At 41.6% G+C, this 26,362-nt stretch carries 26 protein-coding genes; 9 read left to right on the forward strand and 17 right to left on the reverse strand.

The window, feature by feature from the left end:
• Nucleotides 1–2 precede the first annotated feature (2 nt).
• Together ABD873_RS08275 and ABD873_RS08280 are read left to right on the forward strand one after the other, a co-directional pair.
• Entirely contained in the window at nt 3–914 is a 912-nt protein-coding gene (locus tag ABD873_RS08275) for an EamA family transporter (RefSeq protein ID WP_345067150.1), read from the forward strand.
• Between the two features lie 121 nt (nt 915–1,035).
• Nucleotides 1,036–2,157 (forward strand): lipid II:glycine glycyltransferase FemX, encoded by a 1,122-nt coding sequence (locus tag ABD873_RS08280; RefSeq protein WP_345067153.1) that lies wholly within the window; start codon nt 1,036–1,038, stop codon nt 2,155–2,157.
• A 29-nt stretch (nt 2,158–2,186) separates the two neighbouring features.
• Here the strand turns inward: ABD873_RS08280 and ABD873_RS08285 are convergent, their stop codons facing one another.
• A complete protein-coding gene (locus tag ABD873_RS08285) occupies nt 2,187–2,807 on the reverse strand; it encodes an L-threonylcarbamoyladenylate synthase (RefSeq protein ID WP_039053697.1) in 621 nt (206 codons plus the stop codon).
• An 87-nt stretch (nt 2,808–2,894) separates the two neighbouring features.
• A complete protein-coding gene (asnS, locus tag ABD873_RS08290) occupies nt 2,895–4,340 on the reverse strand; it encodes an asparagine--tRNA ligase (protein ID WP_345067157.1) in 1,446 nt (481 codons plus the stop codon).
• Nucleotides 4,341–4,546: 206 nt separating this feature from the next.
• Here asnS and ABD873_RS08295 point away from each other — a divergent pair, with 206 nt between their 5' ends.
• Nucleotides 4,547–5,614, forward strand: a complete 1,068-nt coding sequence (locus ABD873_RS08295) for an endonuclease/exonuclease/phosphatase family protein (protein WP_345067160.1) — start codon at nt 4,547–4,549, stop codon at nt 5,612–5,614.
• A gap of 89 nt (nt 5,615–5,703) precedes the next feature.
• On the opposite strand, the gene ABD873_RS08300 is transcribed toward ABD873_RS08295, so the two are convergent.
• The 10 genes from ABD873_RS08300 to ABD873_RS08345 form a co-directional block, all read right to left on the reverse strand.
• On the reverse strand, nt 5,704–6,447 hold the full coding sequence (locus ABD873_RS08300) for an SDR family NAD(P)-dependent oxidoreductase (RefSeq protein ID WP_039053699.1): 744 nt from the start codon (nt 6,445–6,447) through the stop codon (nt 5,704–5,706).
• 131 nt (nt 6,448–6,578) lie between these two features.
• Nucleotides 6,579–7,334 carry a tryptophan synthase subunit alpha gene (trpA, locus tag ABD873_RS08305; protein WP_345067166.1) on the reverse strand — a complete coding sequence of 252 codons (756 nt, stop codon included), beginning with the start codon at nt 7,332–7,334 and terminating at the stop codon, nt 6,579–6,581.
• A gap of 81 nt (nt 7,335–7,415) precedes the next feature.
• A complete protein-coding gene (gene trpB / locus ABD873_RS08310; RefSeq protein ID WP_345067169.1) occupies nt 7,416–8,600 on the reverse strand; it encodes a tryptophan synthase subunit beta in 1,185 nt (394 codons plus the stop codon).
• Complete coding sequence (locus tag ABD873_RS08315; RefSeq protein ID WP_039053701.1) at nt 8,597–9,217, reverse strand: phosphoribosylanthranilate isomerase; 621 nt, start codon at nt 9,215–9,217, stop codon at nt 8,597–8,599. The genes trpB and ABD873_RS08315 overlap by 4 nt, the downstream gene beginning before the upstream one ends.
• Before the next feature lie 62 nt (nt 9,218–9,279).
• A complete protein-coding gene (trpD, locus tag ABD873_RS08320; RefSeq protein WP_039053702.1) occupies nt 9,280–10,269 on the reverse strand; it encodes an anthranilate phosphoribosyltransferase in 990 nt (329 codons plus the stop codon).
• A 340-nt stretch (nt 10,270–10,609) separates the two neighbouring features.
• On the reverse strand, nt 10,610–11,062 hold the full coding sequence (locus ABD873_RS08325; protein ID WP_156138268.1) for a hypothetical protein: 453 nt from the start codon (nt 11,060–11,062) through the stop codon (nt 10,610–10,612).
• A gap of 41 nt (nt 11,063–11,103) precedes the next feature.
• Nucleotides 11,104–12,036: a hypothetical protein gene (locus ABD873_RS08330; RefSeq protein ID WP_345067177.1), complete on the reverse strand. Its 933-nt coding sequence runs from the start codon at nt 12,034–12,036 to the stop codon at nt 11,104–11,106.
• Nucleotides 12,037–12,146: 110 nt separating this feature from the next.
• Nucleotides 12,147–12,368 (reverse strand): DUF2795 domain-containing protein, encoded by a 222-nt coding sequence (locus ABD873_RS08335; protein WP_002996718.1) that lies wholly within the window; start codon nt 12,366–12,368, stop codon nt 12,147–12,149.
• Nucleotides 12,369–12,487: 119 nt separating this feature from the next.
• Nucleotides 12,488–13,222 (reverse strand): lysophospholipid acyltransferase family protein, encoded by a 735-nt coding sequence (locus tag ABD873_RS08340; RefSeq protein WP_345067180.1) that lies wholly within the window; start codon nt 13,220–13,222, stop codon nt 12,488–12,490.
• Between the two features lie 96 nt (nt 13,223–13,318).
• Entirely contained in the window at nt 13,319–14,689 is a 1,371-nt protein-coding gene (locus ABD873_RS08345) for a dipeptidase (RefSeq protein WP_345067183.1), read from the reverse strand.
• Nucleotides 14,690–14,930: 241 nt separating this feature from the next.
• Between ABD873_RS08345 and ABD873_RS08350 the strand changes: the two genes are divergently transcribed.
• Both ABD873_RS08350 and ABD873_RS08355 read left to right on the forward strand, forming a co-directional pair.
• Nucleotides 14,931–17,645: an outer membrane beta-barrel protein gene (locus ABD873_RS08350; RefSeq protein WP_345067186.1), complete on the forward strand. Its 2,715-nt coding sequence runs from the start codon at nt 14,931–14,933 to the stop codon at nt 17,643–17,645.
• 19 nt (nt 17,646–17,664) lie between these two features.
• On the forward strand, nt 17,665–18,459 hold the full coding sequence (locus tag ABD873_RS08355; RefSeq protein ID WP_345067189.1) for a GLPGLI family protein: 795 nt from the start codon (nt 17,665–17,667) through the stop codon (nt 18,457–18,459).
• A gap of 85 nt (nt 18,460–18,544) precedes the next feature.
• Here ABD873_RS08355 and ABD873_RS08360 read toward each other — a convergent pair whose 3' ends face one another.
• The gene (locus tag ABD873_RS08360; RefSeq protein WP_345067192.1) at nt 18,545–18,727 is read right to left on the reverse strand and encodes a histone H1; all 183 of its coding nucleotides are present in this window, start codon (nt 18,725–18,727) and stop codon (nt 18,545–18,547) included.
• 128 nt (nt 18,728–18,855) lie between these two features.
• Nucleotides 18,856–20,997: a S46 family peptidase gene (locus tag ABD873_RS08365; RefSeq protein WP_345067195.1), complete on the reverse strand. Its 2,142-nt coding sequence runs from the start codon at nt 20,995–20,997 to the stop codon at nt 18,856–18,858.
• 127 nt (nt 20,998–21,124) lie between these two features.
• Between ABD873_RS08365 and ABD873_RS08370 the strand changes: the two genes are divergently transcribed.
• From ABD873_RS08370 to ABD873_RS08385, 4 genes are read left to right on the forward strand one after another with little or no spacing between them, the layout of a single operon-like run.
• The gene (locus ABD873_RS08370) at nt 21,125–22,486 is read left to right on the forward strand and encodes a DEAD/DEAH box helicase (RefSeq protein WP_039054417.1); all 1,362 of its coding nucleotides are present in this window, start codon (nt 21,125–21,127) and stop codon (nt 22,484–22,486) included.
• A 1-nt stretch (nt 22,487) separates the two neighbouring features.
• Entirely contained in the window at nt 22,488–22,727 is a 240-nt protein-coding gene (locus ABD873_RS08375) for a hypothetical protein (protein ID WP_345067198.1), read from the forward strand.
• The gene (gldC, locus tag ABD873_RS08380; protein ID WP_039054419.1) at nt 22,728–23,078 is read left to right on the forward strand and encodes a gliding motility protein GldC; all 351 of its coding nucleotides are present in this window, start codon (nt 22,728–22,730) and stop codon (nt 23,076–23,078) included.
• A 28-nt stretch (nt 23,079–23,106) separates the two neighbouring features.
• Entirely contained in the window at nt 23,107–23,514 is a 408-nt protein-coding gene (locus tag ABD873_RS08385; protein WP_345067202.1) for an EVE domain-containing protein, read from the forward strand.
• A 199-nt stretch (nt 23,515–23,713) separates the two neighbouring features.
• On the opposite strand, the gene ABD873_RS08390 is transcribed toward ABD873_RS08385, so the two are convergent.
• The 3 genes from ABD873_RS08390 to ABD873_RS08400 form a co-directional block, all read right to left on the reverse strand.
• Complete coding sequence (locus ABD873_RS08390) at nt 23,714–24,241, reverse strand: acyl-CoA thioesterase (protein WP_345067205.1); 528 nt, start codon at nt 24,239–24,241, stop codon at nt 23,714–23,716.
• A 254-nt stretch (nt 24,242–24,495) separates the two neighbouring features.
• Nucleotides 24,496–25,407 (reverse strand): SDR family oxidoreductase, encoded by a 912-nt coding sequence (locus ABD873_RS08395; RefSeq protein WP_345067208.1) that lies wholly within the window; start codon nt 25,405–25,407, stop codon nt 24,496–24,498.
• Nucleotide 25,408: 1 nt separating this feature from the next.
• The gene (locus ABD873_RS08400; RefSeq protein WP_345067211.1) at nt 25,409–26,353 is read right to left on the reverse strand and encodes a M20/M25/M40 family metallo-hydrolase; all 945 of its coding nucleotides are present in this window, start codon (nt 26,351–26,353) and stop codon (nt 25,409–25,411) included.
• Between the last annotated feature and the right edge of the window lie 9 nt (nt 26,354–26,362).

Genomic DNA, 26,362 nt, shown 5'->3' on the forward strand with positions numbered 1-26,362 from the left:
GTATGAAGCTTAAATACTATGCTGCGGCATTGTTTTCCTTTGTCGTGTGGGGGATTTTTAGCTTGGTGCTCAAGCCTTTGCATGATTATTCAGCCTTGGACATTCTGACCTATCGCGTAGCTTTTGCTGCCGTCCTTATAAGTTTTTTCAGCCTTACTTTCAGAAGGAGGATAACGCTTCAAAATATACACCTTATCCGTGCACAGAAACCTTCTGTCCGTTGGAAGATGGTCGGTGTGTTGGTTATAAGTGCCGTTATGCTCGCCTTAAACTGGTATCTATTCATTTATGTGATGAATGCTGTAAGTGTCAACGCTACCTCGCTGGCGTATCTGATGTGTCCTATTCTTACCACAGTCCTTGCCAATATATTTTTGCGTGAAAGATTGAATGCAGGACAATGGTGTGCTGTGGGGTTAAGTGTGATAGCTTGCGGCATGTTGGCATATGGCCATCTGATGGATTTGATCTTTAGTCTTACCATAGCTTTATCCTATGCTATCTATCTAGTGCTGCAAAAGGCTAGTCGGCAGCTGGATAAGTTTTTTACACTCACGGTACATATTCTTATCGGTGCTATGATGCTCATTCCTTTAGGATACAAGGGGGCTATAGAAACCTCACATTCCACCCTATTTTTTAGTAATGTGCTCATCATAGCCGTCTTATTTACGATAGTGCCTTTATATCTGAACATGTATGCCTTGAAGGGATTGGACTCTTCGGTGGTAGGTATATTGCTTTATATCAACCCTATCATCTCTTTTCTGTTAGGGGTATTTTATTTCCACGAGCATATCACCTTATTGCAAGGTCTCGCCTATGCGTTGATATTTTTGGCAGTAGTGCTGTTTAATATTTTTTATTTCATAAAGCATTCTCCGGTCATAGCTAGCGCACAAAAAGTTATTTAGAATGTTTCCATTATTCTCTTGTTACCTCCCTATGATAATAGGGGGTTTTTTTGCATTGCCATAATGCCTATGTTTGTGGCTTTTACGATTTTATTAAAATATTGGAAATAAACATATTATCATGATTGTAGATTTAGAGCCGAAAGACAATAGCCGACTGTATAAGACAGGAATTATCCAGCAGACAGCTTATTGGTCTACGGTTAAGAAGATGCAAGGTATAGATACTGTGTCCTACAATTTTAAGAGTAAGGCCAAGGATCTTTATGGTCATGGACAGGAAGACACCTTCATCGTGGGCGATGTACTCATCATGCTCCAGCACCTAGATGATGAACATTGTATCGCCTATGTCCCTTATGGACCTGAGATAGAACCTTGTGAAGAACAGCAGGGATATTTTTTGGAGCAGCTGTCGGAAGCTTTACGGTACTATCTTCCAAAGAGCTGTATCATGATACGTTACGATTTGTCGTGGCAGTCCCAATGGGCTAATGAGGATGATTGTTATGATTTACATGGAAACTGGATAGGTCTGCCATCTAAGAGGGTGCAGGAGATGCGGCTAAATTTCAGTACGGAAAATGGTAATCTGCACAAGGCCAACACAGACATCTTACCATCCAATACATTATTTATGAATCTCAGGGAAAGTGAAGATGTGCTGTTAGGAAATATGAAACCCAAGACACGTTATAATATCAATCTTGCTCGCCGTAAGGGTGTTGTCATACAGTCCTTGGGCTTGGAGAGTTTGGAAGTGTGGTACGATCTGTACCGACAGACGGCCAAGCGCAATAACTTTTTCTTGCACGATATCAACTATTTTAGGATAGTGCTATCTGCCAAGGCCAATAATACCGCTTCGCCGGCAGATGTCTATCTGTTGGTGGCTTCCGTGGAGGAAAAACCATTGGCCGCTATGTTTTTGGTGATTTCCGCCAATAGAGCTACTTATCTTTACGGGGCTTCGTCTTCCGAAAACCGCAACCTTATGGGAACCTATGCCTTGCAATGGAGAGCCATGCAGTTTGCAAAAGAAAAAGGCTGTACAGAATACGACTTTTTCGGTATCTCGCCTGATGCCGATCCTTCTCACCCCATGTACGGGCTGTATCGTTTCAAGACAGGGTTTGGGGGGAGGATATCGCATCAGACGGGATGTTGGGATTACCCGCTAGACAAATCCAAATACGCCTACTACAGCGCCATGGAGTTCCAAAATCAGAGTTATCATATATAAAAAAGGCTTGCCACCGGCAAGCCTTTCACTTATAAATATTGTTCTAAATTTCCTTTGCCTTCACGAAGAATTTCAAACTCTCCGGAGGTCACATCCACGACCGTAGAAGGTATATTGTCACCATAGCCGCCGTCGATAACAAGGTCTACCTTATCTCTGTACTTTTCATAAATCAATTCCGGGTCAGTAGAGTACTCAATGATCTCATCTTCATCGTGAATGGATGTCGTCACAATAGGGTTGCCTAACTGTTTAACAATCTCTCGGATGATGTTGTTGTCCGGAATACGGATACCTACCGTTTTTTTCTTCGAGCTCAACAGTTTAGGTACTTGGCCACTGGCGTTGAAGATAAAGGTGAAAGGTCCCGGAAGAGCTTTTTTCAACACTCTAAATACTGTAGTGTCAAAAGGCTTTGTATATTGTGAGATATCTGTCAAATCGTAGCAGATGAAAGACAGCGAGGTTTTATCGGTTTTGATGCCACGGATCTGACAAACCCTTTCTACGGCCTTTTGGTTAGTTATATCACAGCCTATACCGTACACCGTATCGGTAGGGTAGATGATTACACCTCCTTTTTTCAGGATTTCTACCGCTTGGTCTATAGCTTTAGGATTCGGGTTCTCATTATAGATTTTTACCAACATAGGCTACGCATTAAGATGAACCATTCATTACAGGTTGTATGAAAACAACAACAGCCAAAATATTTTGTTTTGGCTGTTGCGTATATTTTAGAATTCTGCATTTTTCGGAGTTCGTGGGAAAGGAATAACATCACGAATGTTGGTCATTCCTGTGGTGAATAATACCAATCGCTCGAAGCCAACTCCAAAACCTGAGTGAGGAACAGAACCGAAACGGCGTGTATCTAAAAACCATTGCATTTCTTCTTCTGGAATTCCCACTTCAGCCATGCGGGCCAACAGCTTGTCTAAGTTTTCTTCACGTTGTGAACCGCCGACCATCTCCCCAATACCTGGGAACAGAATGTCCATAGCACGTACGGTCTGACGTCCGTTTTCGTCCACTTCGTTTTGTTTCATATAGAAGGACTTGATCTCACGAGGGTAGTCCGTGATAATTACCGGCTTTTTGAAGTGTTTCTCCACCAAATATCTTTCGTGTTCAGACTGAAGGTCGGCACCCCAACCTTCGATCAGGTATTTGAACTGTTTCTTTTGATTTGGTTTTGATTTTTTCAAAATCTCTATAGCTTCGGTATAGGTGATACGCTCGAATTTGTTTTCCAATACAAAGTTGAGCTTTTCTATGAGGTTAAGTTCTGAGCGTTCGTTTTTCGGTTTAGACTTTTCTTCTTCCAACAGGCGGTTTTTAAGGAATTCGATTTCCTCAGGGCAAGTGTCTAAAGCGTATTTGATGACATATTTCAACAAGTCTTCCGCCAGATCCATGTTGTCTTCCAACTCATAGAATGCCATTTCCGGCTCTATCATCCAGAATTCTGCCAAGTGGCGTGTGGTATTGGAATTTTCTGCACGGAATGTAGGGCCGAAAGTATAGATGTTCCCGAATGCTAGAGCGGCAAGTTCTCCTTCCAGCTGTCCCGATACGGTAAGGTTTGTCGAACGCCCGAAGAAGTCTTCTTTGAAATCTACTTCTCCTTCCGGTGTAAGAGGAGGATTTTTGAGATCTAGAGTTGTTACTCTGAACATCTCGCCGGCACCTTCCGCATCTGAACCCGTAATGATAGGAGAGTGGAAGTACACGAAGTCTCGGTCTTGGAAGAATTTGTGGATGGCGAACGCCAACGCATTACGTACCTTGAAGACAGCGTTGAATGTTGTCGTACGAAGACGAAGGTGCGCGATTTCGCGTAAGAACTCTAAGCTGTGCTTCTTAGGTTGTAGAGGATATTTTTCCGGATCAGAATCTCCCAGAATAGATACTTCGGAAGCCTTAACCTCCACGCGCTGACCTTTTCCCAAAGATTCTACCAATTGTCCTTTGACACGTACTGCCGCACCGGTAGTGATTCTTTTTAGAATATGTTCGGGTGTATTCTCGTAGTCAATAACAGCTTGTATATTGTTGATAGAAGAACCGTCGTTGATGGCTATGAATTGGTTGTTACGAAAGGTTTTTACCCATCCTTTTACAACAACTTCTTTTCCTAATTCTTCAGATTTTAGTAGCTCTTTAATGCGTGTATGTTCCATTTTAATGTATCAGGAATTTATATAATGCTATGTATTGTAAGATTACAAAAATACGCTATTCTGTTGGCTTATAAAAGCCTAATTGTATTGTTTTTAGTAGAAAAATGTTCTCAGAATGAGGGTTAAGAGTGAATGCTGCTGCAATGTCAAACTTATTCTCGGATTGATTGTTTGATTAATATATCATAGCCTCATTCAGCAACAAGATGAGTAACATATTATTCATAATTTCCATCATTCTTCTGTTTCTTCATTTTCTTCCCTTTGTTAAAAATCAGCATTGGTTTTTTCGTATACCGGATTTTATCCGACCTCAACTACTATTTTTTCAGTTGCTCTGCTTGATTGGGGTGTTATATTTCTGGAAGGATATAAGCTACCCTATTCTGACTACTGCATTGTTGTTGGTTTGTCTTGGTTATAATGCGTATGTTTTTGTGCGTTTCACCAAGTTTTGGCGATCCAATAGACATAAAGCTTCGAAGCAGCACTCAGCCCATGTGAAAGTAATCTCTGTAAATGTCTATCAATATAATAAGGAGTATCACAGACTGATAGAGCTAATACGTCGAGAGCAACCCGACATCCTGCTGACTATGGAGAGTAACCAAGACTGGGAAGAGGCCCTACAAGAGTTAAAGGATACATTTTCGTACTTTGAGGAAGTAGCGTTGGAAAATACATACGGTATGCATTTCTATACAAAACTGAAAGTGCATCGGCTCCAGGTCCATTATTTTGTTTCTGACGACCTGCCGAGTATAGAAGCGGAGCTGGAGACAGCGGATGGCTACAGGTTTGTATTTTTCGGGGTGCATCCTCCTCCGCCCAGTCCTACCGAGGAAGAGACATCCAAAGAAAGAGATGGTGACCTGCTGAGTGTAGCCAAGCGGGTGCGGCAAAGTAAGCATCCGGTAATCATTACGGGTGATTTCAATACCGTGGCTTGGTCAAGGATTTCGGTACTTTTCAAGAAAGCTAGCGGGTTGATTGACGCACGCTACGGGCGTGGATATTTGGCGACTTTTCATGCCAAATACTGGTTTTTCCGTATTCCATTAGATTTGCTATTCCACAGTGCTGAGGTGTTTGTGGAAAAGTTGCGCATATTACCCGCCATCGGTTCGGATCATTTTCCTATCTGTTGTACATTTTATATCGATAAAATCAATGAAGAGCAGAAGGAAGATGTAAAGCATTTGGATCGGAAAGAAAAAGAAGAGGTGGATGATTTGATAGCAGAAGGGAAGGAAGAAGAAAGTGACAGCCGATAAAAATTGCTTCCCTAATAGACATAAAGTATGGTTTCTATATCTTATGTTTTCTTAGGGAAGTCAATTTCAAACAATTATTGCACTGTTTATTATTTGGCTAAATATCCGCCGTCCACAGGATAATAGGAGCCTGTGACGAAAGAAGATTTGTCGGAAGCTAACCAAAGGGCCAATTCGGCAACCTCTTCAGGTTTACCTAAGCGCTGCATAGCATGTTGGGTTTCTAAGTAAGCCAAGGCATCTTTATCCAAGGCATTATCCACTAGTGGTGTAGAGATGAATCCAGGACCTATGGCATTGATGCGCACTCCTTTAGTGCCATATTCCCATCCTGCAGTTTTAGTCAATCCTACAACACCGTGTTTTGCTGCTACGTATGCCGAAGAATTAGCGAAGCCTACCTGACCTAGAATGGAAGCTATATTGATTATACTACCTCCGACTTTTTCTATTTCAGGAAGCTGGTAATGCATGCCGTAGAATACGCCGTTAAGATTGATGTCTATAACTTTTTTCCAACTTTCGATTTTCATCTCTCCTACGGTAGCGGCCTCACCACCAATGCCTGCATTATTTACGGCAATATGTAGGGCGCCGAACTTTTCCACGGCTGTGTCTACAAGTTTTTTATTATCTTCAGGTGATGCAGAATCCGCCTTCACGAATACCGCTACATCACTACCTAATTCCTTAATAACCTTGTTGCCTAATTCTTCGTTTAAGTCGCTGATGACAACTTTAGCACCTTCTTTAACAAAAAGGGTGGCGATGGCTTTGCCGATACCGGAAGCACCTCCTGTAACGATGGCCACTTTATTTTCTAATTGTTTCATAACTAATCCTTTTAAGTTAGCACAAGTTACGATTTGTGGCGCAAGAAAAGTGTGACCCATGTTTCAAAAAAGAATGATTTACAATAAAAGAAGCCTTAAACTTAGTAGTTTAAGGCCCATTGCTAGAAAGATTAGCCTTTTATATTTTTTATGAAGGCAGGGATTTTCTCAAGATAATCTTCTTCCGCTAGGAGTTTTACGAAAGCAGAGCCAACGATGGCTCCATTGGCATAAGTCGTGGCTTTGCGGAATGTTTCATGGTTGGAGATTCCGAATCCAATGATGAAAGGATTTTTCAAATCCATGTCTTTGATACGTTTGAAATAAGCTTCTGCTTGATCTTTGACTTCCAGGTTTTTACCCGTCGTAGCGTTTGACGAAAGTAGGTAGATGAAGTTTGTCGACAGCTCGTCGATCTTGCGTATCCGTTCTTCCGAAGTTTGTGGTGTCACTAGGAAAATATTGCTGATGCCATACTCCTCGAAGGTGTTTTTATACAGCTCTTCGTACTCGTACATCGGTAGGTCGGGGATGATAGTTCCGTTTACCCCTACTTCTTTGCAGGCTTTACAGAAGTTTTCCACGCCATACTGTAAAACAGGATTGACATAGCCCATCAGGTAGACAGGGATGCTTACCTGCTTGCGTAAGTCTTTAAGTTGTTCGAACAGAACTTTTAGTGTCATTCCATTTTTCAAGGCTATTTCCGAAGCATGCTGTATGGTAGGGCCATCGGCCACCGGATCAGAATAAGGAAATCCTATTTCCAAAAAATCAGCACCAGCATCTTCCAAGGCTTTGGCAATACGTACTGTACTGTCCAGTGTAGGATAGCCCGCCGTAAAATATATGGACAATAATCCGTTTGAATGTTTATTTATTCTCATTGTCTTTAAGATGTAAACGTTTTCAGTGATGAGGGTAAGAGCGTATCAAGGTTTGATCTGATAACTTTTGTCCATCATCACTTACAGACCAAAATACTTCATGTAATTATCCAAATCTTTGTCACCACGTCCGGAAAGACAAATTACTACCGTCTCTCCACCCGTAAACTCCATCTTTTCCAGATGCGCTAAGGCGTGGGAACTTTCTATGGCCGGGATGATTCCTTCCAGCTGTGTAAGACGCAGACCTGCCTGCATAGCTTCGTCGTCCGTGGCGGATACATATTCTCCACGTCCCGATTTAAACAGCCATGCGTGCTGTGGGCCTATGCCAGGATAATCCAGCCCTGCAGAGATGGAGTATGGTTCTATCACCTGTCCGTCATCGGTCTGCATCACAATCTGCCGGCTTCCGTGGAGCACTCCTTCTTTGCCTAGGACGGTGGTGGCGGCACTTTTGCCTGAGTGTACGCCTAATCCTGCTGCTTCTACGGCAATGATTTTTACCTGCTCATCATCCAAAAAATGATAGAACATGCCTGCTGCATTGGAACCTCCTCCTACACAAGCCATCACAATATCTGGCGTTTCTTTGCCGGTCTTTTCCAATAGTTGCTTTCTCGTTTCCGCAGAGATGATGGATTGGAAACGTGCTACCATGTCCGGATATGGGTGGGGGCCTACTACAGAGCCGATGATGTAGTGGGTATCCACAGGATTGTTGATCCAGTCGCGAAGTGCCTCATTGGTAGCATCTTTCAGGGTTTTACTGCCCGATGTTGCTGGCACTACCGTAGCTCCCATCATCTTCATACGTGCCACATTGGGTGCCTGCCGCTTGATATCTATTTCTCCCATATACACTACACATTCCAGTCCCATCAGCGCACATACTGTAGCTGTGGCCACACCATGCTGTCCTGCTCCCGTTTCGGCGATGATACGTTTTTTACCAAGACGTTTGGCTAATAAAATCTGTCCTATAGTGTTGTTAATTTTATGTGCTCCCGTATGGTTGAGGTCTTCACGTTTCAAATATATGTTGGCGCCATAGCGTTCAGACAGACGTTTGGCATGATACAGGGGAGAAGGTCTGCCCACATAGTCTTTTAGCAGTTGTTCGAACTCTTCCTTAAAAGAAGGGTCTTCCATAATCTGCAAATAATTTTTTTGCAGCTCTTCAACGTTTGGGTACAGCATTTCGGGGATGTAAGCTCCACCGAATGGTCCGTAATAGCCTCTGCTGTCTACTTGATACTTGCTCATTTTATGATCGTGATTGCTTGTGTTAACAAATCTATATTTTTAATTCCCGGCTCTATTTCAAATTTTGAATTCAAATCAAAGCCATATAATCTTTCATCTTCAAAACGGCAGGCTTCCACTAGGCTGTCCGTGGACAGACCTCCGCTCAGCCAATAAGGAGTATGGTAAGGATAGCTTTTGAGAACCTCCCAGTCGAAGGAAAGGCCTGTTCCACCGTAGTGCTTGCTCTTGGTGTCAAAAAGAAAATAATCCACCTTGCCTATATAAGGAGCCACGGCGGCCCAGTCGAAATCTTCGTCAATGCCGAAAGCTTTGAAGGTGCAGAGTCCCGCTTGCCCTATTTGTGCACAGAACTCTGGCGATTCATTGCCATGAAGCTGTACTACCTGTAAGTCGAAATCCTTGACTTTATTAAGGATTTCTTCTTTGGTGGCATTGACAAATACACCTACTTTTTGTATAGAAGAAGGAAGGGTGCAGCTTGGCCGTTGTGCAACATATCGCGGCGACTTAGGGTAGAAGATAAAACCTACGTAATCTATAGGTAATGCACCAAGCTCCTCTATGTTGTTAGCCTCGCGCATTCCACAGACCTTTATTTTGCGTTTCCTATTCATCAGTCGTTAAAAAGTCATTACTAGTTCCAATTTTTGATTCTTCAGGTGGCAAACCCAAATGGTTATATTTTTATCAATTTCTTCAAACTATCTAATGCTTTTAACCCTAGCAGAGAGGCTTCGGCTTCGTAATAACAGTCACCAAATGACTTCTCTAGATGGAATGTCTTAATGGCAAATGCCGCATTGGTGAGTACGACGTTGTTTTGGGTGTCATTCCCCTTACCTTCGATGATGGTTTTGAAAATTTTTGCCGCCTCTTCCACGTTGTCGCCGCCGGCCAACTCTTCTGCACGTACAGGTGTGAAGCCTAAATCTTCCACGGTAAAATAATGTTCGCCCTGATTAGTGATAACTTTGAAATCTCCGGTGAGCGAGATTTCGTCATATCCATCCAATGCATGTATAATGCTATATTGCTTGTCAGTATTCTGATAGAGATAGCCGTAAAGACGGGCAAGTTCTAGAGAGAAAACGCCTACGGACTGAAAGCGTGGATTGGCGGGGTTGGTCAACGGCCCCAGCATGTTGAAGAATGTCTTTACACCTAAAGCGCGACGGATAGGCGCTACGGTCTTCATAGCAGGATGGAAGAGAGGAGCATGCAAGAAACATATGTTGGCTTCATCGAGCTGCCTTTGTAATGTTGGTTTGTCGTTGGTAAATTGATAGCCTAGGTACTCCATGACATTTGAGGATCCACATCCGGAAGAGACTCCCACATTGCCGTGCTTGGCAACCTTGTATCCAGCACCGGCCACGACAAATGATGCTAAAGTGGATATGTTAAACGTATTTTTGCCGTCACCACCTGTGCCACACATGTCAATAAGGTCGTAGCCGTCGAAATCCATCTTCAAGCACAGGTCGTACATGGCATCACGAAAGCCACCCAGCTCTTCCACCCGTATGCTGCGCATGCCATACGCTGTCATAAAGGCTGCAATCTGGTGCGAATCGTATTTGCCTGTAGCAATATTCGTCAAGATTTCATAAGCCTCCTTGCGACTGAAGGATTTATATTCAAATAAATGTCTAAGAATTTCTTTCATAATAAAAATCGATTGATAGGATGCCAAACAAAAAGGCTCACCATTTTATTGGCAAGCCTCTTATATTGTGATTGTAATCAAACTCAGCAATAGGGATTGCCACAACATCAACTGTTGTGCCACCACCAAGCGTTATTTGATACAAATGCGTTCATCTCTAAATTGTTGTTAACAAATATCAATTATCTTTTTAAAAATGTCAAGGGTTTTTATAAAAAATTAATGAGATGTTATTTTTTATTTCTTTTGGTCAACATAGCGTTGTGTTGCTTTTTGAAAAATAAATCACACTACAAGTTAGTGTTCTATAAAAGGTATAGATTGGGATAGAAGAGTTTTTTTAATATAACACGAAATGTGCTTTGTTATAACCCTTGGAGACGAGGGTGAAGGAGGCTATTTTGTCTTTTTCGACGTATAATGCTAATAGGTGACGCCCTCTATATTTTAAGAAATAGATATTATCGCTGTTCAGGCCTTCGAGATCAATATCTTTAATTTCTTTTCGCGGCATCTGCGCGTAAGGAATATATTGTATGTCTTCTATATTTTTGGTCATAAGGTTGATGCGTATTTCTTCTAAGCTAGCCTCTAGATAGTCGTATAATTCCTCTCCAGGGTTGTTTACCTGTACATACTGACTGAGCACTACGTCTGCACGTTTGTTTTCATTCGCCAGTTCGGCAATAAACTGTTTAATAAGTTGCAGGTCGTCCAGTTTGTTGCTCACGGTATCCTGTCCGAAGAGTGTGATGCTTTGCAAGAAGAGAAGAAAAGTAAATAGAAGTCTCATGATTATGATTTTTATATACGACTGTAGGAATCCACAAAAGATTAACGTAACGGAAGATAGTAACGCAAATTTAGAAGAAATGAATGTTTGCTTTCATTAGCGTCATTCAGTTTTGTTCTTAAAACGCCTTGGGTGGTAGTATAAGCAAAGTCTTTGCCGTCTTGTATGGAGTAATGATTAAATGTATAACTTAAACCTACTGCTGTCCTCGTAGAGAGCACGTAGTACAGTCCCAAAGATGATAGAAGGCGTGTGCCGATTCCTTGGTGTTCATAGCTTTTAGGTTGCTCGAAAAGGTCCCGTAAGTTCCAGTGTCCATACGCATTGTAATTAGCCCGATATCCTTCCATATCCACCTCCATAGTCCATTGCGTTGAAAGGTTATAGGATAAGTTTATTCCAAGACCATAGCTCGGAAAACGGTATTTGTAATAGGAATTTAGATTCGAAATATAGTTAGGATGCGAAGCAGTCCAATTTTTGTCGTTGAGTAGGTAAAGCTGCTTCATCGAATAGTCGACAGAAAGGTACGTAGCGAGCGACAACGTAGAGTTTCTCACCCAAAAATAACCCGGTTGGAGACACAGGGAATAGCCCCAACCTTTGTGGTTGCTGTGATGTGACTGGTTATACGCCAAGGTTCTGTTGTCACCATCGTAGTCGGTATCGGCAACGTTACCCATGAAGGTGCTGTTGACCGAAAGGCTTGTTCTTAGATAAAAGCTTCTATGTGCCAAACGTATGTCGGCGCCCAAGTCTATCTGGTTGGTAGGATCCCATATTAGTTCGGAAAGTATATTGGGACTGGTGCCGCGTTCGTTGCCAGCAATGTTAAAGGTAGTCTTGGAAAAAGAATATCCTATTTTGGGCTGGATGATAAGAGTGGTAGGGCTTTCATTCTCTACGGAGGGGACTTGCCCGAAAATTTTGGTGCTAAAGCACAGAAAAAATGCTATAAGGAAAAATTGTCGCATACATGTCTTTTCAATAAAGACAAAGGTAAGCGAATTTCGTTTAATTCAATTTAGGGTTTCTTGTAAATAAAAATCGCACTCTATAGTAGGAGTGCGATTTTTATTTGAAATTAGTATTCGTCTTCATTGAAAAAGAAATCATCTTTAGTTGGATAGTCTGGCCAAATTTCTTCGATGTTTTCGTAAGGCTCACCATCATCCTCTAAAGCTTGAAGATTCTCTATTACTTCAACAGGAGCACCAGAACGAATTGCGTAATCGATTAACTCATCTTTTGTAGCAGGCCATGGTGCATCTTCTAAATGCGATGCTAATTCTAGAGTCCAATACATAGTCTTACAATTTTAGTTTTCAATTTTCGCAAAAATAATATATTATTTAATAATTGCAAGTTAAATGAAATGTAATTTACATTTCTCTGTTATACAGTTATTTATAAGGTTAAAACGTTTTATTCCTGCGTCCAATGTTCGTTCATTTTGTTGTAAACGTAATTTTGCAGATCATCAAACTCTCCTTGTGTAAGGGTTTGTGTGTCAATAGGTTTTAGTACCTTGATATGTATTGTGCCTGGTCTGGAACCATACTTTTGTCCGTCATCCCATAGAACCTTCCAAGCATCCTGAATGACGATAGGAAGGATACATACCTTATTGTCTATGGCCAGTCGGAAAGATCCGGATTTGAATTCGCTAAGTTTTGGTGGATAGATATCGTTGATTCTTCCTTCGGGGAAGATGACAATGGATTTACCTTCTTTAAGGTACTCATCTGCTTTCTTATAGGCACGGAAGGAAGACATTTTACTCTTTCGATCCACAGGAATATCTATGCTTTTGAAAAAGATGCGTGTCACCGGATTTTTGAGTAGTTCAATCTTCCCCATGAAGGAGAAAGGCTGGGGACACAGATAGGTCAATACGGTAATATCCAGAATGGATGTGTGGTTGGGGCAAATAACAAAAGGTCTGCTCCAGTCAATATTATCTTCGTAGGTGACTTTAAATCGTATTCCTACCAGATGGATAGCCATGATACTGATCCATTTGCGGCACCATACGATCTGCTTATAATATTTTTGAGGCTGTCTGGTGAAGAAATAGAGGATAGGGTAGAACGGAATGAAAAATAAAAGTACAGCGGCAAAGTATAGTAGAGTATGTATTTTCCTGAGAAGTTTGATCATAAAAAGTTCTATCTAGTTTAGATTTGCTTGTACGAAGATAAAAAAATAATAGGTCTATAAAGCTATAGACCTATTATTAAAAATATGCTGTTTTTCTTACTTGCTTAATTCAGCGTAATATTTGTGGAACAAAGGAATGGTTTCGATTCCTTTGAGGTAGTTTTCTATGCCATATTTTTCATTTGGCGAGTGAAGGTTGTCGCTGTCCAATCCGAAACCTAATAATACAGTCTTGATGCCCAATTCTTTTTCGAACAAAGCTACGATAGGAATAGAGCCGCCACCGCGTGTAGGGATAGGTTTTTTGTTGAAAGTTTCTTCCAACGCCTTTTCTGCCGCTTTGTAAGCGATGCTATCTGTAGGCGTTACGACTGGTTCTCCACCATGGTGTGGCTTCACTTCTACCTTCACCGATTTAGGGGCGATAGATTCGAAGTGTTTTTTAAACAGTTCGGTGATACGGTCCGAGTTTTGATTCGGAACTAGGCGCATAGAAATTTTAGCGTAAGCTTTTGAAGGCAATACGGTTTTGGCGCCCTCACCAATATATCCTCCCCAGATACCGTTAACTTCCAATGTAGGACGGATTCCCGTACGTTCTATTGTGGTGAAGCCTTCTTCTCCCCAAAGTTCTTCCACGCCAAGATCTTTTTTGTATTCTTCAGCATCAAAAGGAGCTTCGTTGAGTGCTTTTCTTTCTTCTGCCGACAGCTCTACGACGTCATCGTAGAAGCCTGGGATAGTGATGTGGTTGTTTTCATCGTGTAGGGAGGCAATCATTTTAGCTAATATAGTCGCTGGGTTAGCTACCGCACCTCCATAAACACCAGAGTGCAGGTCACGGTTAGGGCCTGTAACTTCCACCTCTACGTAAGAGAGACCACGAAGTCCTGTCTCTATAGAAGGGGTTTCCATGCTGATCATGGAGGTGTCAGAAATCAGGATGATATCTGCTTTAAGGCGTTCTTTGTTTTCTTTAACGAAAGTACCCAAGTTTGCTGATCCTACTTCTTCTTCTCCTTCTATCATGAACTTCACGTTACATGCCAGCTCGTTTTCTCTGACCATATATTCGAAGGCTTTCACATGCATGTAGAACTGACCTTTGTCATCAGCGGCACCACGTGCGTAAATCTTGCCATCGCGGACGGTAGGCTCAAAAGGAGGGGTCTCCCACAATTCCAAAGGATCGGCTGGTTGTACGTCATAGTGACCGTAAACCAACACTGTCGGTAATGAAGGGTCTATGATTTTCTCGCCGTAAACGATAGGATAGCCTGCCGTAGGACAGATCTCCACATTGTCGGCTCCGGCATCCTTTAGCTTTTGAGCTACAAATTCGGCGGTACTCAACACGCCTTCTTTATATTGAGGGTCAGCACTTACTGATGGAAAGCGCAATAATTCAAATAACTCTTCTAAGAAGCGGTCTTTATTTGCTTCTACATATTGTTTGATCTTTTGCATTTTAAGTATGTGTTTTTTACAAAAATAGACATTATTATGGATAATAGTAGTTTATTTCACATTCCTCCATAACAGAACGTAATTTGAAGATTTTTCGACAGACTTTTACCGACAAAAATGCGGTGTTTACCGATGTTAACGTTTCATTAACGGTAATCTTCTATGAATTTTATATAGAAGCTATTTTCTTTGTTTTAGCAAAAATATTTTAAGTTTAAGGAATTTATTAACAAACCCCAATATGAGAACAACCTTTATTAGCTTAATCGCTTTATTGTTTTGTGTGGTTCAGAGTATGGCGCAGGATAAGATTTCCGGTCGTATTTTGGACCTTTCTGAGAAAATCCCTTTGAAGAATGCTTCGGTAATGTTGTTACAGGCCCAAGATTCTATACTTGTGGGCTACACCAGAGCGGATGAAAAGGGTGATTTTTCGTTAAACAAACCTAAGTCGGGAGACTTTTTGGTAGTCGTTTCTTACCCTAAGTATGCCGATTTTTTTAAAGAAATCAAAGAAACAGAACCTGAATCTGATCTGGGAGAAGTATTGTTGACCAGTGTTGCCCACCTTATTGAGGAGGTGGTGGTAAAACGACGTGCTGCCATCACGATTAAGGGCGATACTACTGAATATGATGCCTCCCAATTTAAGATGGAGAAAAATGCGAAGGTCGAAGATCTTCTGAAAGTGCTGCCAGGGATTACAGTGGACGCTTCAGGAAATATTACCGCGCAGGGAAAGACCGTAAAAAAAGTGTTGGTGGATGGAGAGGAATTCTTTGGGGATGACCCTACGCTGGCTACGCGCAATATCCGCTCGGATATGGTGGATAAAGTTCAGGTATATGAGAAGATGTCCGACCAAGCTGAAAGAACGGGCGTGGATGATGGTGTGCGAGAGCAGACAATAAACCTGAAATTGAAAGAAGATGCGAAGAATGGTATCTTCGGTAAGGCCTTGGCCGGTGGTGGTACAGATGGCTACTATATGGGGCAATTGATGTTTAACAAGTTCAAGGGCTCACAAAAGATTTCGGCCTACGGCTTGTTAGGTAACAATGCTACAACTTCGATGAACTGGGAAGATGCACAAAAATACGGAGGAGATTCCGGCTCCACCGTGTCGGATGAAGGTATAACCTTTGTGGAAAGCCAGGTGGATCCATTCTCCGGTCAGGGCGTAGTAGGTATCCCTCGTGCCATAAATAGCGGTATTAATTATAACGACAAGTTTAACGGAGATAAGCATACTGTCAACTTAAGTTATAAGTACGGCAACATTAAGAGTGATGGTGTGGATGAAACCCTCATGTCCGGAATTATCAACAGTGAGACCCGTAAAATGGTAGATACCAAAAACGATCAGCATAGGGTGAATCTGCGATACGACCTTAAATTGGATTCACTGAACAGTATCTTGCTGAGAGGGAATGTGTCGCGTAAGAATCTTTGGTCAGAGGATCAAACTAACTCTAAAAACTTCGGAAACGATTTGAGCTCTCCTGTTGCAGAAAATGTAAGTCGTCAGGTGAGCGACAGCGAGATCAACAACTATGGTGCTTACTTACTGTATACTAAGAAATTTATGAAAAAAGGACGCTCCATATCGTTGAATGCCGAAGTGAAGAGAGAAGAGAATACAGGTGGAGGAACACTGTACTCTACCCTTAGCAGAGCAAATGCTGCAGATACCATCACCGATCAATATAAAAATCACAATCAGAAAGTTAACAATCTTATCGCAGGGGTGACTTATACAGAACCACTGACCAAGAAGTTAAACCTTTCTGTAGGATATAATGTGGAAAAGGTGGACAACACTTCCTTGATGGAATCTTTCAATACACAAGGAAATATGTTGGATTCGACATTCAGTAACAACTATGATTACAACCGCTTGAGCCAAAACGTAAGTGTAGGTCTTAATTATGCTGGAGAAAGCTTAAAGGTTAGATTCAATAACATCTTAAGTGATGACGCCTTGGACCAAACGAACAACTACACTTCTGCGACCTTGAAACGCTCTTTCTTCACGTATAATCCTATGATTACAGGAAGCTGGGCAATTACTAAGAGCAAGCACATGTGGTTCCAGTACAGTGGTAAAAATCAATTGCCTTCATTGAGTCAGATTCAACCGTTGCGTAACAATAATGATCCGTTGAATTTCTACGAAGGAAATGAGTCACTAAAACCTTCATTTAATAATAGTGGATCTTTAGGGTATTATTCTTTCCAAGCGTTGTCAGGAACATACCTTTATATAGGAGGAAATGTGAGCTTTGTGAATGACCCTATTTCGCAGAATATTACCAATGAAAATGGGGTGAACTATTACCGTTGGGCCAACATTGATGGAAAGACGGATAAAACCTTTAGCGGCTGGGCAGGTCGTTACTTCAAGCTAAGCAATAAACTTGGGCTGACCAATACCATCCAGCTGACATTACTCAACTCCCAGTACAACAACTTTTTCAATGGTCAGGAAAACCTTATTAAATCGGATAGCTACAGCTTTTCTTATGATATTGGCCGTGATACAAAGACAGGTCTGAACTTTAATATCTCCTTGAATCCGCAGTATCGTAAGATGACATCCAATTTAAGTCCTGATCAAGATAACAGTGGATTTGTATTCAAATCTTCAGGTAAAGTGGAATATTTCTTCCCTAAAGGATTTAAGATTTATACCAACTACTCTTACACTTACGAAGCACCTACGGATGCGTTCGACCAAAGTTTATCACGTCTGTTGATCGATCCGGGAGTGAGTAAAAAGTTCCTAAAAGACGAGTCATTGGTGCTAGATTTGGCTGTATATGATTTATTGAACCAAAATGTGGGCTATTCAAGAAGTCAATCCAATTCCGTATTCATGCAACGTAGATATGATACCATCCGTCGCTATGTAATGCTGAAATTGTCGTGGGACTTCAACAAAATGTTTATTAAATAAAAAAATGATAAAGAGAAGTATGATACAGTTAAGATATATATGTGCTTTGGTACTGTTACTAATAAGTATGAGCAGTGCCAAAGCTCAATACACCTTGTTCGGAGAATCAGGTACGGTGTATTTCGACAAAACCATGTACATAAAGAACATTGTTCGTAAACAGTTTATAGAAAGGTCGGACAACACCTTCAAAACGTATCTGGAGTCTATGTTGCCGCAACTGCCGGAGAATATGGTGCTGAAGAAAGAGCTTAAGTTCAACGGCAGTGAGACGATGTTCGTGCATCCAAAACAAGAGATTGATCAGCAGTTGAAGATGATTATCATGCAGCTTGGACTGGACATGGAGGCAACAACATACTCTAATCTTAAGACGAAAGATTATCAGCGTTTCAATGATTTCGCTGGTGAAAAGTTTATCATCAAAGATTCTATAAAGAATATCAAATGGAAAATTACCGATGAATACCGCGAAATCGCAGGCTATAACTGCCGTCGTGCCAATGGCTTGACACAGGACTCAGTCTATGTAGTGGCATATTATACCGTAGAAATTCCTGTAGATGGAGGCCCTGAATCTATTCATGGTCTGCCGGGAATGATTCTAGGTATGGTGGTTCCTAGCCAGCACGTGTCCTACTTCGCTACAAAGGTGGAGCTTACAGGAGGAACAGAGCTGGACAAAAAGGCTTTCGAAAATCCGAAAACCAAACGTATGACAAGAAATGAGCTCAAAGCAATGTTAAAACAAAATTTAGGTAATTTCCTGAATGAGGATATGTTGAACTACATCCTTCGTCTTACATTGCTTTAATGATATGCATTTATACCACAAAAAAGGCTCACCAAAAATGGTGAGCCTTTTTTGTGAAAGTCTCTTTCTAAATTATATAAAAAGACTATTTTTTTGCTGCATTTTTTATAGCAGTAATTTCATTACGAATTTCTTGTGCTAAGGTTTTAATTTCTTGTAAACCTTTACGAACACGTGTACCCGCAGCTGAGTTACCATTGTTGTAAAATTTTTGCGCATCTGCTTCGATAGAAGCTACTAGTTCTTTTAATTTAGTGTAGTTTTCCATGTTATTAATTATAATTAAGTTATTCTATATAAGTTAATTTCTATGATGTAATAAATATACAAAAACAAAAATCATAAAAACAACAAAATAGCACTTTTTTTAAGGAAAAAGTGCTATTTTGTCTTTAATTACTCTATAATTTTAAGCTCTTCTATAATGTTTTGCGCTCCTGCAAATTTGTCAATGATAAATAAGACGTAGCGGATATCCACGTTGATGGTTCGCTGTAATTTCGGATCGAAAATTACATCACCAGCCATTGCTTCTATGTTGCCATCGAAGGCGAGTCCTATAAGTTCACCTTTACCGTTCAACACCGGTGAACCAGAGTTGCCTCCTGTGATGTCTTGGTCGGTTAAGAAGTTGACAGGCATATAGCCGTTTTTGTCGGCATAGCGGCCATAATCTTTGTTTTTGTGTAATTCCAGCAATTTGGCAGGAAGGTCAAACTCCTCGTCATTAGGCTTATACTTGGCGATGGTTCCATCCAACGTAGTATAGTAATTTACTTTAGCGTCATTGCGTTTGTCTTTTGGAAGTGCGCGTACGGTACCATATGTCAGACGAAGGGTACTGTTGGCATCAGGATAGTATTTTCCTTTAGGGTTCATCGCTAAGAAGCCCGCAATATATTTGCGGTATGCAGCTTGGAATTTATCTTCCGCCTCTTCCTGTTGAGGGGTTCTTTCGCGGTATTTGTTGGCTATAGCTGTCGATATTTTGAACAAAGGATCATTGTCGACTTGTTCTACCGAAGGATTTGCTAAGAAAGCTTCCAGTCTCTCTTTACTGCTAAAAATACTCTTATCGAAGGCCTCTTTGATTGTGCCGGAAAACTGCTTCTTGTTTTGCTTAGCAAGATCAGCGATATAAGGTGCTATGTCATCACCTGCCTTGGCTACATAAAGGTTTAGTTCTTCTGCCAAGACGTCGATTTCCAGTGGAAGGTATAGCTTTTCATAGTTGTCGGCAATGAAAGCCTCTAGACGAGGTCTTAACTCTTTTCTGTTGTTTTCGTTGGCGGGATATTGCTTTAATCCGTTACCTAAGGAATAAGGTAAGGTAGCAAAGGTTGAAGAACGTAACATTCCCGTAAGGTAGTTGTCGTGTCTTGCCTTCAGATTTGTGGAAGCATAATAGTCATTGATGATTTGAATGACATCGCCATACTGCTCTTTGTTTGCAGGTTTGGAAGCCCATTTGAGGAATTTTTTCTCTGCTTTACGTTTTGTAGCAGAGGTTTTGTGTTTTGTCAAGGCGTCAATCATTCCTTGGCGGTTTTTCCAGTAGTTTGCCACGCTAGAGTATTTTGAAGCGTAATTGATATTCACTTCTTGGTCTTTGTCCATGTGACGTTTCATGGCGTCCATGCCTACTTTAGAGGCTTCCACCCAAGCAGGGTAGGCGTAGAATACGTTTTGGTCAATACCTGCTGCTGGCATCCAGCGGTTTGTGCGGCCCGGATAACCTAAAATCATCGAGAAGTCTCCTTCTTGGAAACCTTTAAGGCTGATAGGTAAATAATGTTTAGGTTTTAAAGGCACGTTGTCTTTGGAGTAAGGAGCCGGATTACCGTCTTTATCTCCATATACACGGAAGATGGAGAAGTCGCCCGTATGTCTTGGCCATTCCCAGTTGTCGGTGTCGCCTCCGAACTTACCGATGCTACTTGGAGGCGTGCCTACAAGACGTACATCGTGATAATCTTGGTAAACAAAATAGTAGTATTCATTTCCATTGTAGAAAGATTTTACGTTTACTACATATTTGCCGTTTTCCGAATTTTCTTTTTCGATTTTAGCAATCTCCTTTTGGATAATGGCGTTACGTTCTTTTTCGGACATCTTGTCGTTTACCAAGCTTAGGATACGTTTGGTAACGTCGTCCATACGTACAAAAAAGCGTACATATAGGGATTTTGGTTTAAGCTCTTCGTTGTAGTTTTTAGCCCAAAAACCGTTAGTCAGATAGTCATTTTCTTTCGTTGACAGCTCGGCAATAGCACCATAGCCACAGTGGTGGTTGGTAAATACAAGTCCATTAGGAGAGACAATCTCTGCCGTGCATCCACCGTTGAATTGTACGATGGCATCCTTAAGACTTGAATGGTTGATGCTATAGATCTCTTCAGCGGTGAGCTGAAGTCCTTTTTTCTGCATGTCGGCTTCGTTAAGACGCTTTATGTGCATCAGAAACCACATGCCTTCGTCTGCCATCGCAAAGAGGGTGGCAGCACAAAAAACAAATAGTAACGCTACTTTTTTCATCATTATATTTTCTTATTTCTAACAAAAATGGATATTATTCACACAGAAAACAACATTTTGCCCATTTAAGTTTGCTTTTTGTGACATAGCTCAGGCAAGATAAGTCCTTAGTTTTGTCTATCTTTGTCAAATGCAAGCATCATTCGAAGATTTCAAATTCAACAAGCAGATCCTTACTGCGATAGCTGAGGCAGGCTATCAGCATCCTACAGAAATCCAACAGAAGGCCATAACGCCTATTCTGGCGGGACAGGATGTGATGGGTATCGCTCAGACCGGTACGGGGAAAACAGCAGCTTTTGTGCTGCCTATTTTGATGAAGTTGAAATATGCACAGGGCAATGATCCGCGGGCGCTGATCCTAACGCCTACGCGCGAGCTTGCACTACAGATCGAAGAGAATATACGTATGTTCTCTACCTATCTGGATTTACGTACGGTGGTGCTGTATGGCGGCATAGGTCCCAAAACGCAGAAAGAACAGCTGGAAAAGGGCTGCGACATCATCGTCGCTACCCCTGGAAGATTTTTGGATCTTTATCTGGAAGGCTATATCAACACGAAGACCTTGAAATTCTTGGTGATGGACGAGGCCGATAAGATGATGGACATGGGGTTTATCTCTAAGATCCATCGTATTTTAGAAGTGGTGCCACGCAAGCGTCAGAACCTGCTCTTTTCGGCAACGATGAGTGAGCTGGTGCATAAAATTGCAGGAGATTTCTTGGAGTTCCCGACAGTGGTAGAGGTGTCGGAGCAGGCTACGCCGGCAAAGACAGTGACGCAGGTGCTTTACCATGTGCCTAACCTGAAGACCAAGATCAACCTGCTCCAGTATCTTTTTAAGGATGATGAGACCTTCCGAAGAGTCATCATCTTCTGTAAAACCCGTGAGGCAGCAGATAATGTATATAGTTTCTTGGAGCGCAAATATGGTATAGAAAACGTACGGGTGATACATGCCAACAAAGGGCAGAATACTCGGATTAACTCTATCAATGCTTTCAAAGCGGGAGAAATACGCTTCTTGGTGGCTACAGATGTAGCAGCCCGCGGGCTCGACATCTCTAACGTAAGTCATGTCATCAATTTTGATGTGCCTATCGTCATTGAGGACTATGTACACCGCATAGGACGTACCGGAAGGGCTTTCAACAAGGGGGATGCCATAACCTTTGCCAATCCGGCAGAGATGTATTATATTGAAAAAATAGAAAAGCTGATCCGTCAGCAGATTCCCGTGGCACCGGTACCCGATGAGGTGCTCGTAGAAGAAACTTCCTTCCACGAAAGACAGGAAATGGCACGGGAAATTGACAATCAGAAGAGAAAAGAAAATCCGGACTTTAAAGGGGCATTCCATGAGAAGAAGCACGTGCTGAAAGAGAAAGAGCGAAAAAAGTCTGGAGGTTTTGCATATAATAGAAAGTCTAACGCTAAAAAGTCTTCAGCAAAGCCGAAGATGAAAGCCAAATCCGGTAAACGCAGATAATATGAAGCTTACACCGCTAAATATTACATTGGCAGTAGTGTTGTTATGGGTGATTTCCGAGTGGCAATCCGGGCAGGAAATGTTAGTGTCATGGGGATGGCTCGTGGTGTGGATTATTGTAATCAGCCTCATAGATTTGGGATTTCGCTTGGTATTTGAAGACTTAAGCAGATTGTGGATTATGCAGGTGGTATTTATGCTACTTGTGGGTATATTGATTATATTATTGAAATTACAGTAAATGAAAACAGCAGAGATAAAATTAAAAGTAAGCTTAGACGCGAAAAACATTCCTGAGGCTATTGAATGGTCTTCAACAGATGGTCAGAATGAGGAACCTCTCCCTGCCAAAGCTATGTTCCTGGCGTTATGGGATGGACAGTATAAAAACTCGTTGCGCATAGACCTTTGGACTAAGGACATGCCATATGACGAGATGAAGCGTTTTTTCTATGAGACTTTGCAGACATTGGGTGACTCTTTCATAAGAGCGGCCGGAGGAGATCCTATGGCTGATAAAGTCATTGGCGATCTGCGAGACTACTGTGCACATTTTGCCGAAAAAATGGAAGTTGTCCAGCCAAAAAGCTAAATTGGTAGTACAATAAAAGATTAAGCGTATGAACTATTTTTTGGTTAAGTCCGAACCTTTCAAATATAGTTGGGAACAGTTCAACAAAGATGGGCAAACCTTTTGGGATGGCGTTCGCAACTATCAGGCACGCAACAACCTCAAAGCCATGAAGAAAGGCGATCTTGTTCTCTTTTACCATAGTAATGAAGGAAAAGAGGTAGTAGGTATCGCTAAAGTCGTCAAAGAATATTATCAGGATCCAACAACGGATGATCCTAAATGGGTGGTGGTGGATCTGGCTCCTGTGGAGACGCTGAAGAAGCCAGTAACCTTGGAGATGATCAAACAAGATCCGCTGTTGCAAAATATAGCGTTGGTACGACAGGGGCGCCTATCTGTGATGCCTCTCCAAAGAGAAGAATTTGACCGAATAGTAGAATTGGGAAACTCGTAAACTCCTTAGCAATCCGCTAAGGAGTTTTTTGTTTATTCTTTTCTTAACCGTTTTACTCGTTTTGAATATATGCTGCTTACGTTGACCACAAAAGGGGACAACCCTATTGCCCTTTGTAGGCTCCTAAAATGAAAGATATCCATTATCTTTTGCAGAAAATCTGATATGAAAGGTAAAGGAGAAACTTAAAGCTTCTCCCTTATCCTTTGTGTATAAAAAGATTTACGAAGTTTTTAATTTCGGTAGCATCTTCAGGTTTTAGCTTGCCGGCAAGAATAAGCCTTAGTTCTCTACGTTTCAGTGCTTCATTATACAACTTCTTCTCTTCTTCTGTTTCAGGAATAAGCTGAGGTACGGTTTTTGGCTTGCCATCAGGATCTATGGCAACAAAAGTGTAATAAGCTTCGTTACTTTTTACTTTCGTGCCTTGAGGTAAATGTTGAGCAAAAATTTCCATTCGGACTTCCACAGAAGAGTTGAAGGCTCTAGTCACTTTTGCTTGTATGGTCACTACTTCTCCTAGCTTGATGGATCTTTTGAAAGATACATTGTCCACGGAGGCAGTTACGACGACGTTGCTGCAATGTTTTTGTGCAGCCATAGCGGCACAGATATCCATCCAGTAGAGTAGTCTGCCTCCCATAAGGTTTCCAAAAGTATTGGTGTCGTTGGGTAACACCAACTCATTCATTTCCGTGTAAGATTCGCTTGCCTTTTTTGCTTCCATCTACCTTAATTTAAATATGTATATATGTTAGAGCTACAAAGATACAATAAAAGATAGTGCAGTTTACTTTTAGGAAATAAAATAAGGAGAGGGTTATACTTATAGGGGGTGTTTGATGATTTATCACTATTTCAAAAGTAGAGATATCACACTATTTTTACATACCTATTCATCAAAGTATCCATCTTGTTTAGTTGTGTAAATTAAGCTGTTCCTATTTGTCGACCCATAACAGATAAGGAACAGCTTTTTACTTACTGTTTGTATTCTTCCAGTTGTTTCTTGATGGCATGTAGAGAAGCAACAAAAGGAGTGGGTTGGTATTTCAAAAAGCTCTTGGCTTTGTCTAGGACAAAACCTGTTGTGCGAGGTCTGTTACGATGTTGACCTATAGCTTCAGCAGTGATAGGATGTATTTTAGATGTGTCGAGGTTCCACGTATCCGCAACCAGTTTAACGGCCTCCATTATAGACATCATCTCCTCTCCAGAGATATGAAATATGCCGCTTGCACGTTGCTGCATCGCTAAGTAGCAGGCATCTGCTAGGTCGTCCACCCAGGTAGGCATACGCCATTGATCTACCACGACTGTTATTTCCTTGCCTTGCTCAAGTTGATTTTTTGCCCATAATACTAGGTTGCTGCGCCCCTTGTCTGGAATGACTCCGTATACTAGTATAGTTCGTAAGATGGCGGCGTCGGCTGCAGATTGTACTATGGCTTCTTCCGCTTCGATTTTGGTCTGGCCATAAAAGTTTACGGCCTTTGTTGGATCACTTTCCCTATAAGGCCCATTTTTTCCGTCAAATACGAAGTCCGTAGAAAGGAAGGTAAGATGTATACCCTTCCGCTTGCAATAGGCTGCTAATGCTTTAGTGACACCGACATTAATCCTGTATGCCGCCTCTTTGTCCTGTTCACAGGCTTCCACACTGGTCATTGCTGCGGTATGTAGGATATGGGTAGGCTTAAACGCTTCCAGCGTAGCGACCATTTCTTCGGTATTTTCGAGGTCCACCTGACGGAATTGATCTGGACTAAGGTAGGGGTTTCGGTTTACTGATTTTGAAATCCCTAAGAGATTTTCTACCAATGAATAATGGGATAATTTTTCCGAAAATTTCTGTCCTAGAAAACCGTTAGAACCAGTCAGTAATACACGCATATTAATTTGTCCAGATGAAATCCATTTTTTCTTGCATCATGGAATTGTCTAATACTTTAATTTCCAATTCCAAGATAGCTTTTAACGCTTCATAATTGATTTTGTCCGCATCGTCGGTAGCCTTGTGGTAGTCATCATGTCCTCCGGTATGGAAGAAGAGAACAGGGATATGCTTACGGTAGAAGGAGGTTTGATCTGATCCACCGTTGCCGTCGCGGCTTTTATTGATTTTGATAGGAGTGGAGATATTCTCAAATATAGTAGGGAATTTGGAACTTGTACCGTATCCTATGACAGCCAATCCGTTTTCCGGATTGTAGCGTCCAATCATATCCATGTTGAGCATCCAATGTATATTGTCAAGCGGAAGAGTAGGATGTTCGGTCCAGTATTTGGAACCTATCAGCCCCAACTCTTCAGCCGAAAAGGCAATAAAAAGTAGATTGTACTTTTCTTTTACCTTGTTAGAGCTGTAATATCTTGCTATTTCCAGCAATCCCGCCACTCCTGAAGCATTGTCGTCCGCACCATTGTGAATTTGTCCTATGTGGGCGGGCTCGCGCGTACCACCAAAGTTACCCAATCCTAGATGGTCGTAGTGGGCCCCAATGACGATAGTGTATAGTGCACCGTTGTCCAGAAAGCCGATAATGTTTTCAGCTTTTCGGATGCTGTCTGCGACTGTCACTCGGCGCACCTTAGCCTCAAACGGCTGCCGGAAGCCTTGGGTACCTAGAGGCTTCAGCTTATATTTTTTAAATTCCTTTTCTATGTATTTGGCAGCTTTCTCCAACTCTGCAGAACCTGTAGCTCTTCCTTGGAGCTTGTCATCCGCAAGGAAGTAGATATGTTTTTTTAATTTTTTTATTTCTATGTTTTGTGCGGACAGCGGGAACCCAGCACAACAGAAAAGTAGTGTAATTATTAAGGTTAAACGATTTTTCATAATATGGTT

Source organism: Sphingobacterium thermophilum (assembly GCF_039541675.1).
GTDB lineage: Bacteria > Bacteroidota > Bacteroidia > Sphingobacteriales > Sphingobacteriaceae > Sphingobacterium > Sphingobacterium thermophilum.

Excerpts from the sequence above, each read along its gene's own strand:
- asnS (WP_345067157.1), bottom strand. The coding sequence starts at position 4,340 with ATGGAACATACACGCATTAAAGAGCTACTAAAATCTGAAGAATTAGGA.
- ABD873_RS08345 (WP_345067183.1), bottom strand. The coding sequence starts at position 14,689 with ATGCAAAAGATCAAACAATATGTAGAAGCAAATAAAGACCGCTTCTTA.
- ABD873_RS08370 (WP_039054417.1), top strand. The coding sequence starts at position 21,125 with ATGCAAGCATCATTCGAAGATTTCAAATTCAACAAGCAGATCCTTACT.
- ABD873_RS08295 (WP_345067160.1), top strand. The coding sequence starts at position 4,547 with ATGAGTAACATATTATTCATAATTTCCATCATTCTTCTGTTTCTTCAT.
- ABD873_RS08400 (WP_345067211.1), bottom strand. The coding sequence starts at position 26,353 with ATGAAAAATCGTTTAACCTTAATAATTACACTACTTTTCTGTTGTGCT.
- ABD873_RS08390 (WP_345067205.1), bottom strand. The coding sequence starts at position 24,241 with ATGGAAGCAAAAAAGGCAAGCGAATCTTACACGGAAATGAATGAGTTG.
- ABD873_RS08335 (WP_002996718.1), bottom strand. The coding sequence starts at position 12,368 with ATGTATTGGACTCTAGAATTAGCATCGCATTTAGAAGATGCACCATGG.
- ABD873_RS08315 (WP_039053701.1), bottom strand. The coding sequence starts at position 9,217 with ATGAATAGGAAACGCAAAATAAAGGTCTGTGGAATGCGCGAGGCTAAC.
- trpD (WP_039053702.1), bottom strand. The coding sequence starts at position 10,269 with ATGAAAGAAATTCTTAGACATTTATTTGAATATAAATCCTTCAGTCGC.
- ABD873_RS08360 (WP_345067192.1), bottom strand. The coding sequence starts at position 18,727 with ATGGAAAACTACACTAAATTAAAAGAACTAGTAGCTTCTATCGAAGCA.
- ABD873_RS08280 (WP_345067153.1), top strand. The coding sequence starts at position 1,036 with ATGATTGTAGATTTAGAGCCGAAAGACAATAGCCGACTGTATAAGACA.
- trpA (WP_345067166.1), bottom strand. The coding sequence starts at position 7,334 with ATGAGAATAAATAAACATTCAAACGGATTATTGTCCATATATTTTACG.
- ABD873_RS08395 (WP_345067208.1), bottom strand. The coding sequence starts at position 25,407 with ATGCGTGTATTACTGACTGGTTCTAACGGTTTTCTAGGACAGAAATTT.
- ABD873_RS08350 (WP_345067186.1), top strand. The coding sequence starts at position 14,931 with ATGAGAACAACCTTTATTAGCTTAATCGCTTTATTGTTTTGTGTGGTT.
- ABD873_RS08330 (WP_345067177.1), bottom strand. The coding sequence starts at position 12,036 with ATGCGACAATTTTTCCTTATAGCATTTTTTCTGTGCTTTAGCACCAAA.
- ABD873_RS08365 (WP_345067195.1), bottom strand. The coding sequence starts at position 20,997 with ATGATGAAAAAAGTAGCGTTACTATTTGTTTTTTGTGCTGCCACCCTC.
- ABD873_RS08340 (WP_345067180.1), bottom strand. The coding sequence starts at position 13,222 with ATGATCAAACTTCTCAGGAAAATACATACTCTACTATACTTTGCCGCT.
- trpB (WP_345067169.1), bottom strand. The coding sequence starts at position 8,600 with ATGAGCAAGTATCAAGTAGACAGCAGAGGCTATTACGGACCATTCGGT.
- ABD873_RS08300 (WP_039053699.1), bottom strand. The coding sequence starts at position 6,447 with ATGAAACAATTAGAAAATAAAGTGGCCATCGTTACAGGAGGTGCTTCC.
- ABD873_RS08375 (WP_345067198.1), top strand. The coding sequence starts at position 22,488 with ATGAAGCTTACACCGCTAAATATTACATTGGCAGTAGTGTTGTTATGG.
- ABD873_RS08275 (WP_345067150.1), top strand. The coding sequence starts at position 3 with ATGAAGCTTAAATACTATGCTGCGGCATTGTTTTCCTTTGTCGTGTGG.
- ABD873_RS08355 (WP_345067189.1), top strand. The coding sequence starts at position 17,665 with ATGATACAGTTAAGATATATATGTGCTTTGGTACTGTTACTAATAAGT.
- ABD873_RS08325 (WP_156138268.1), bottom strand. The coding sequence starts at position 11,062 with ATGAGACTTCTATTTACTTTTCTTCTCTTCTTGCAAAGCATCACACTC.
- ABD873_RS08385 (WP_345067202.1), top strand. The coding sequence starts at position 23,107 with ATGAACTATTTTTTGGTTAAGTCCGAACCTTTCAAATATAGTTGGGAA.
- gldC (WP_039054419.1), top strand. The coding sequence starts at position 22,728 with ATGAAAACAGCAGAGATAAAATTAAAAGTAAGCTTAGACGCGAAAAAC.
- ABD873_RS08285 (WP_039053697.1), bottom strand. The coding sequence starts at position 2,807 with ATGTTGGTAAAAATCTATAATGAGAACCCGAATCCTAAAGCTATAGAC.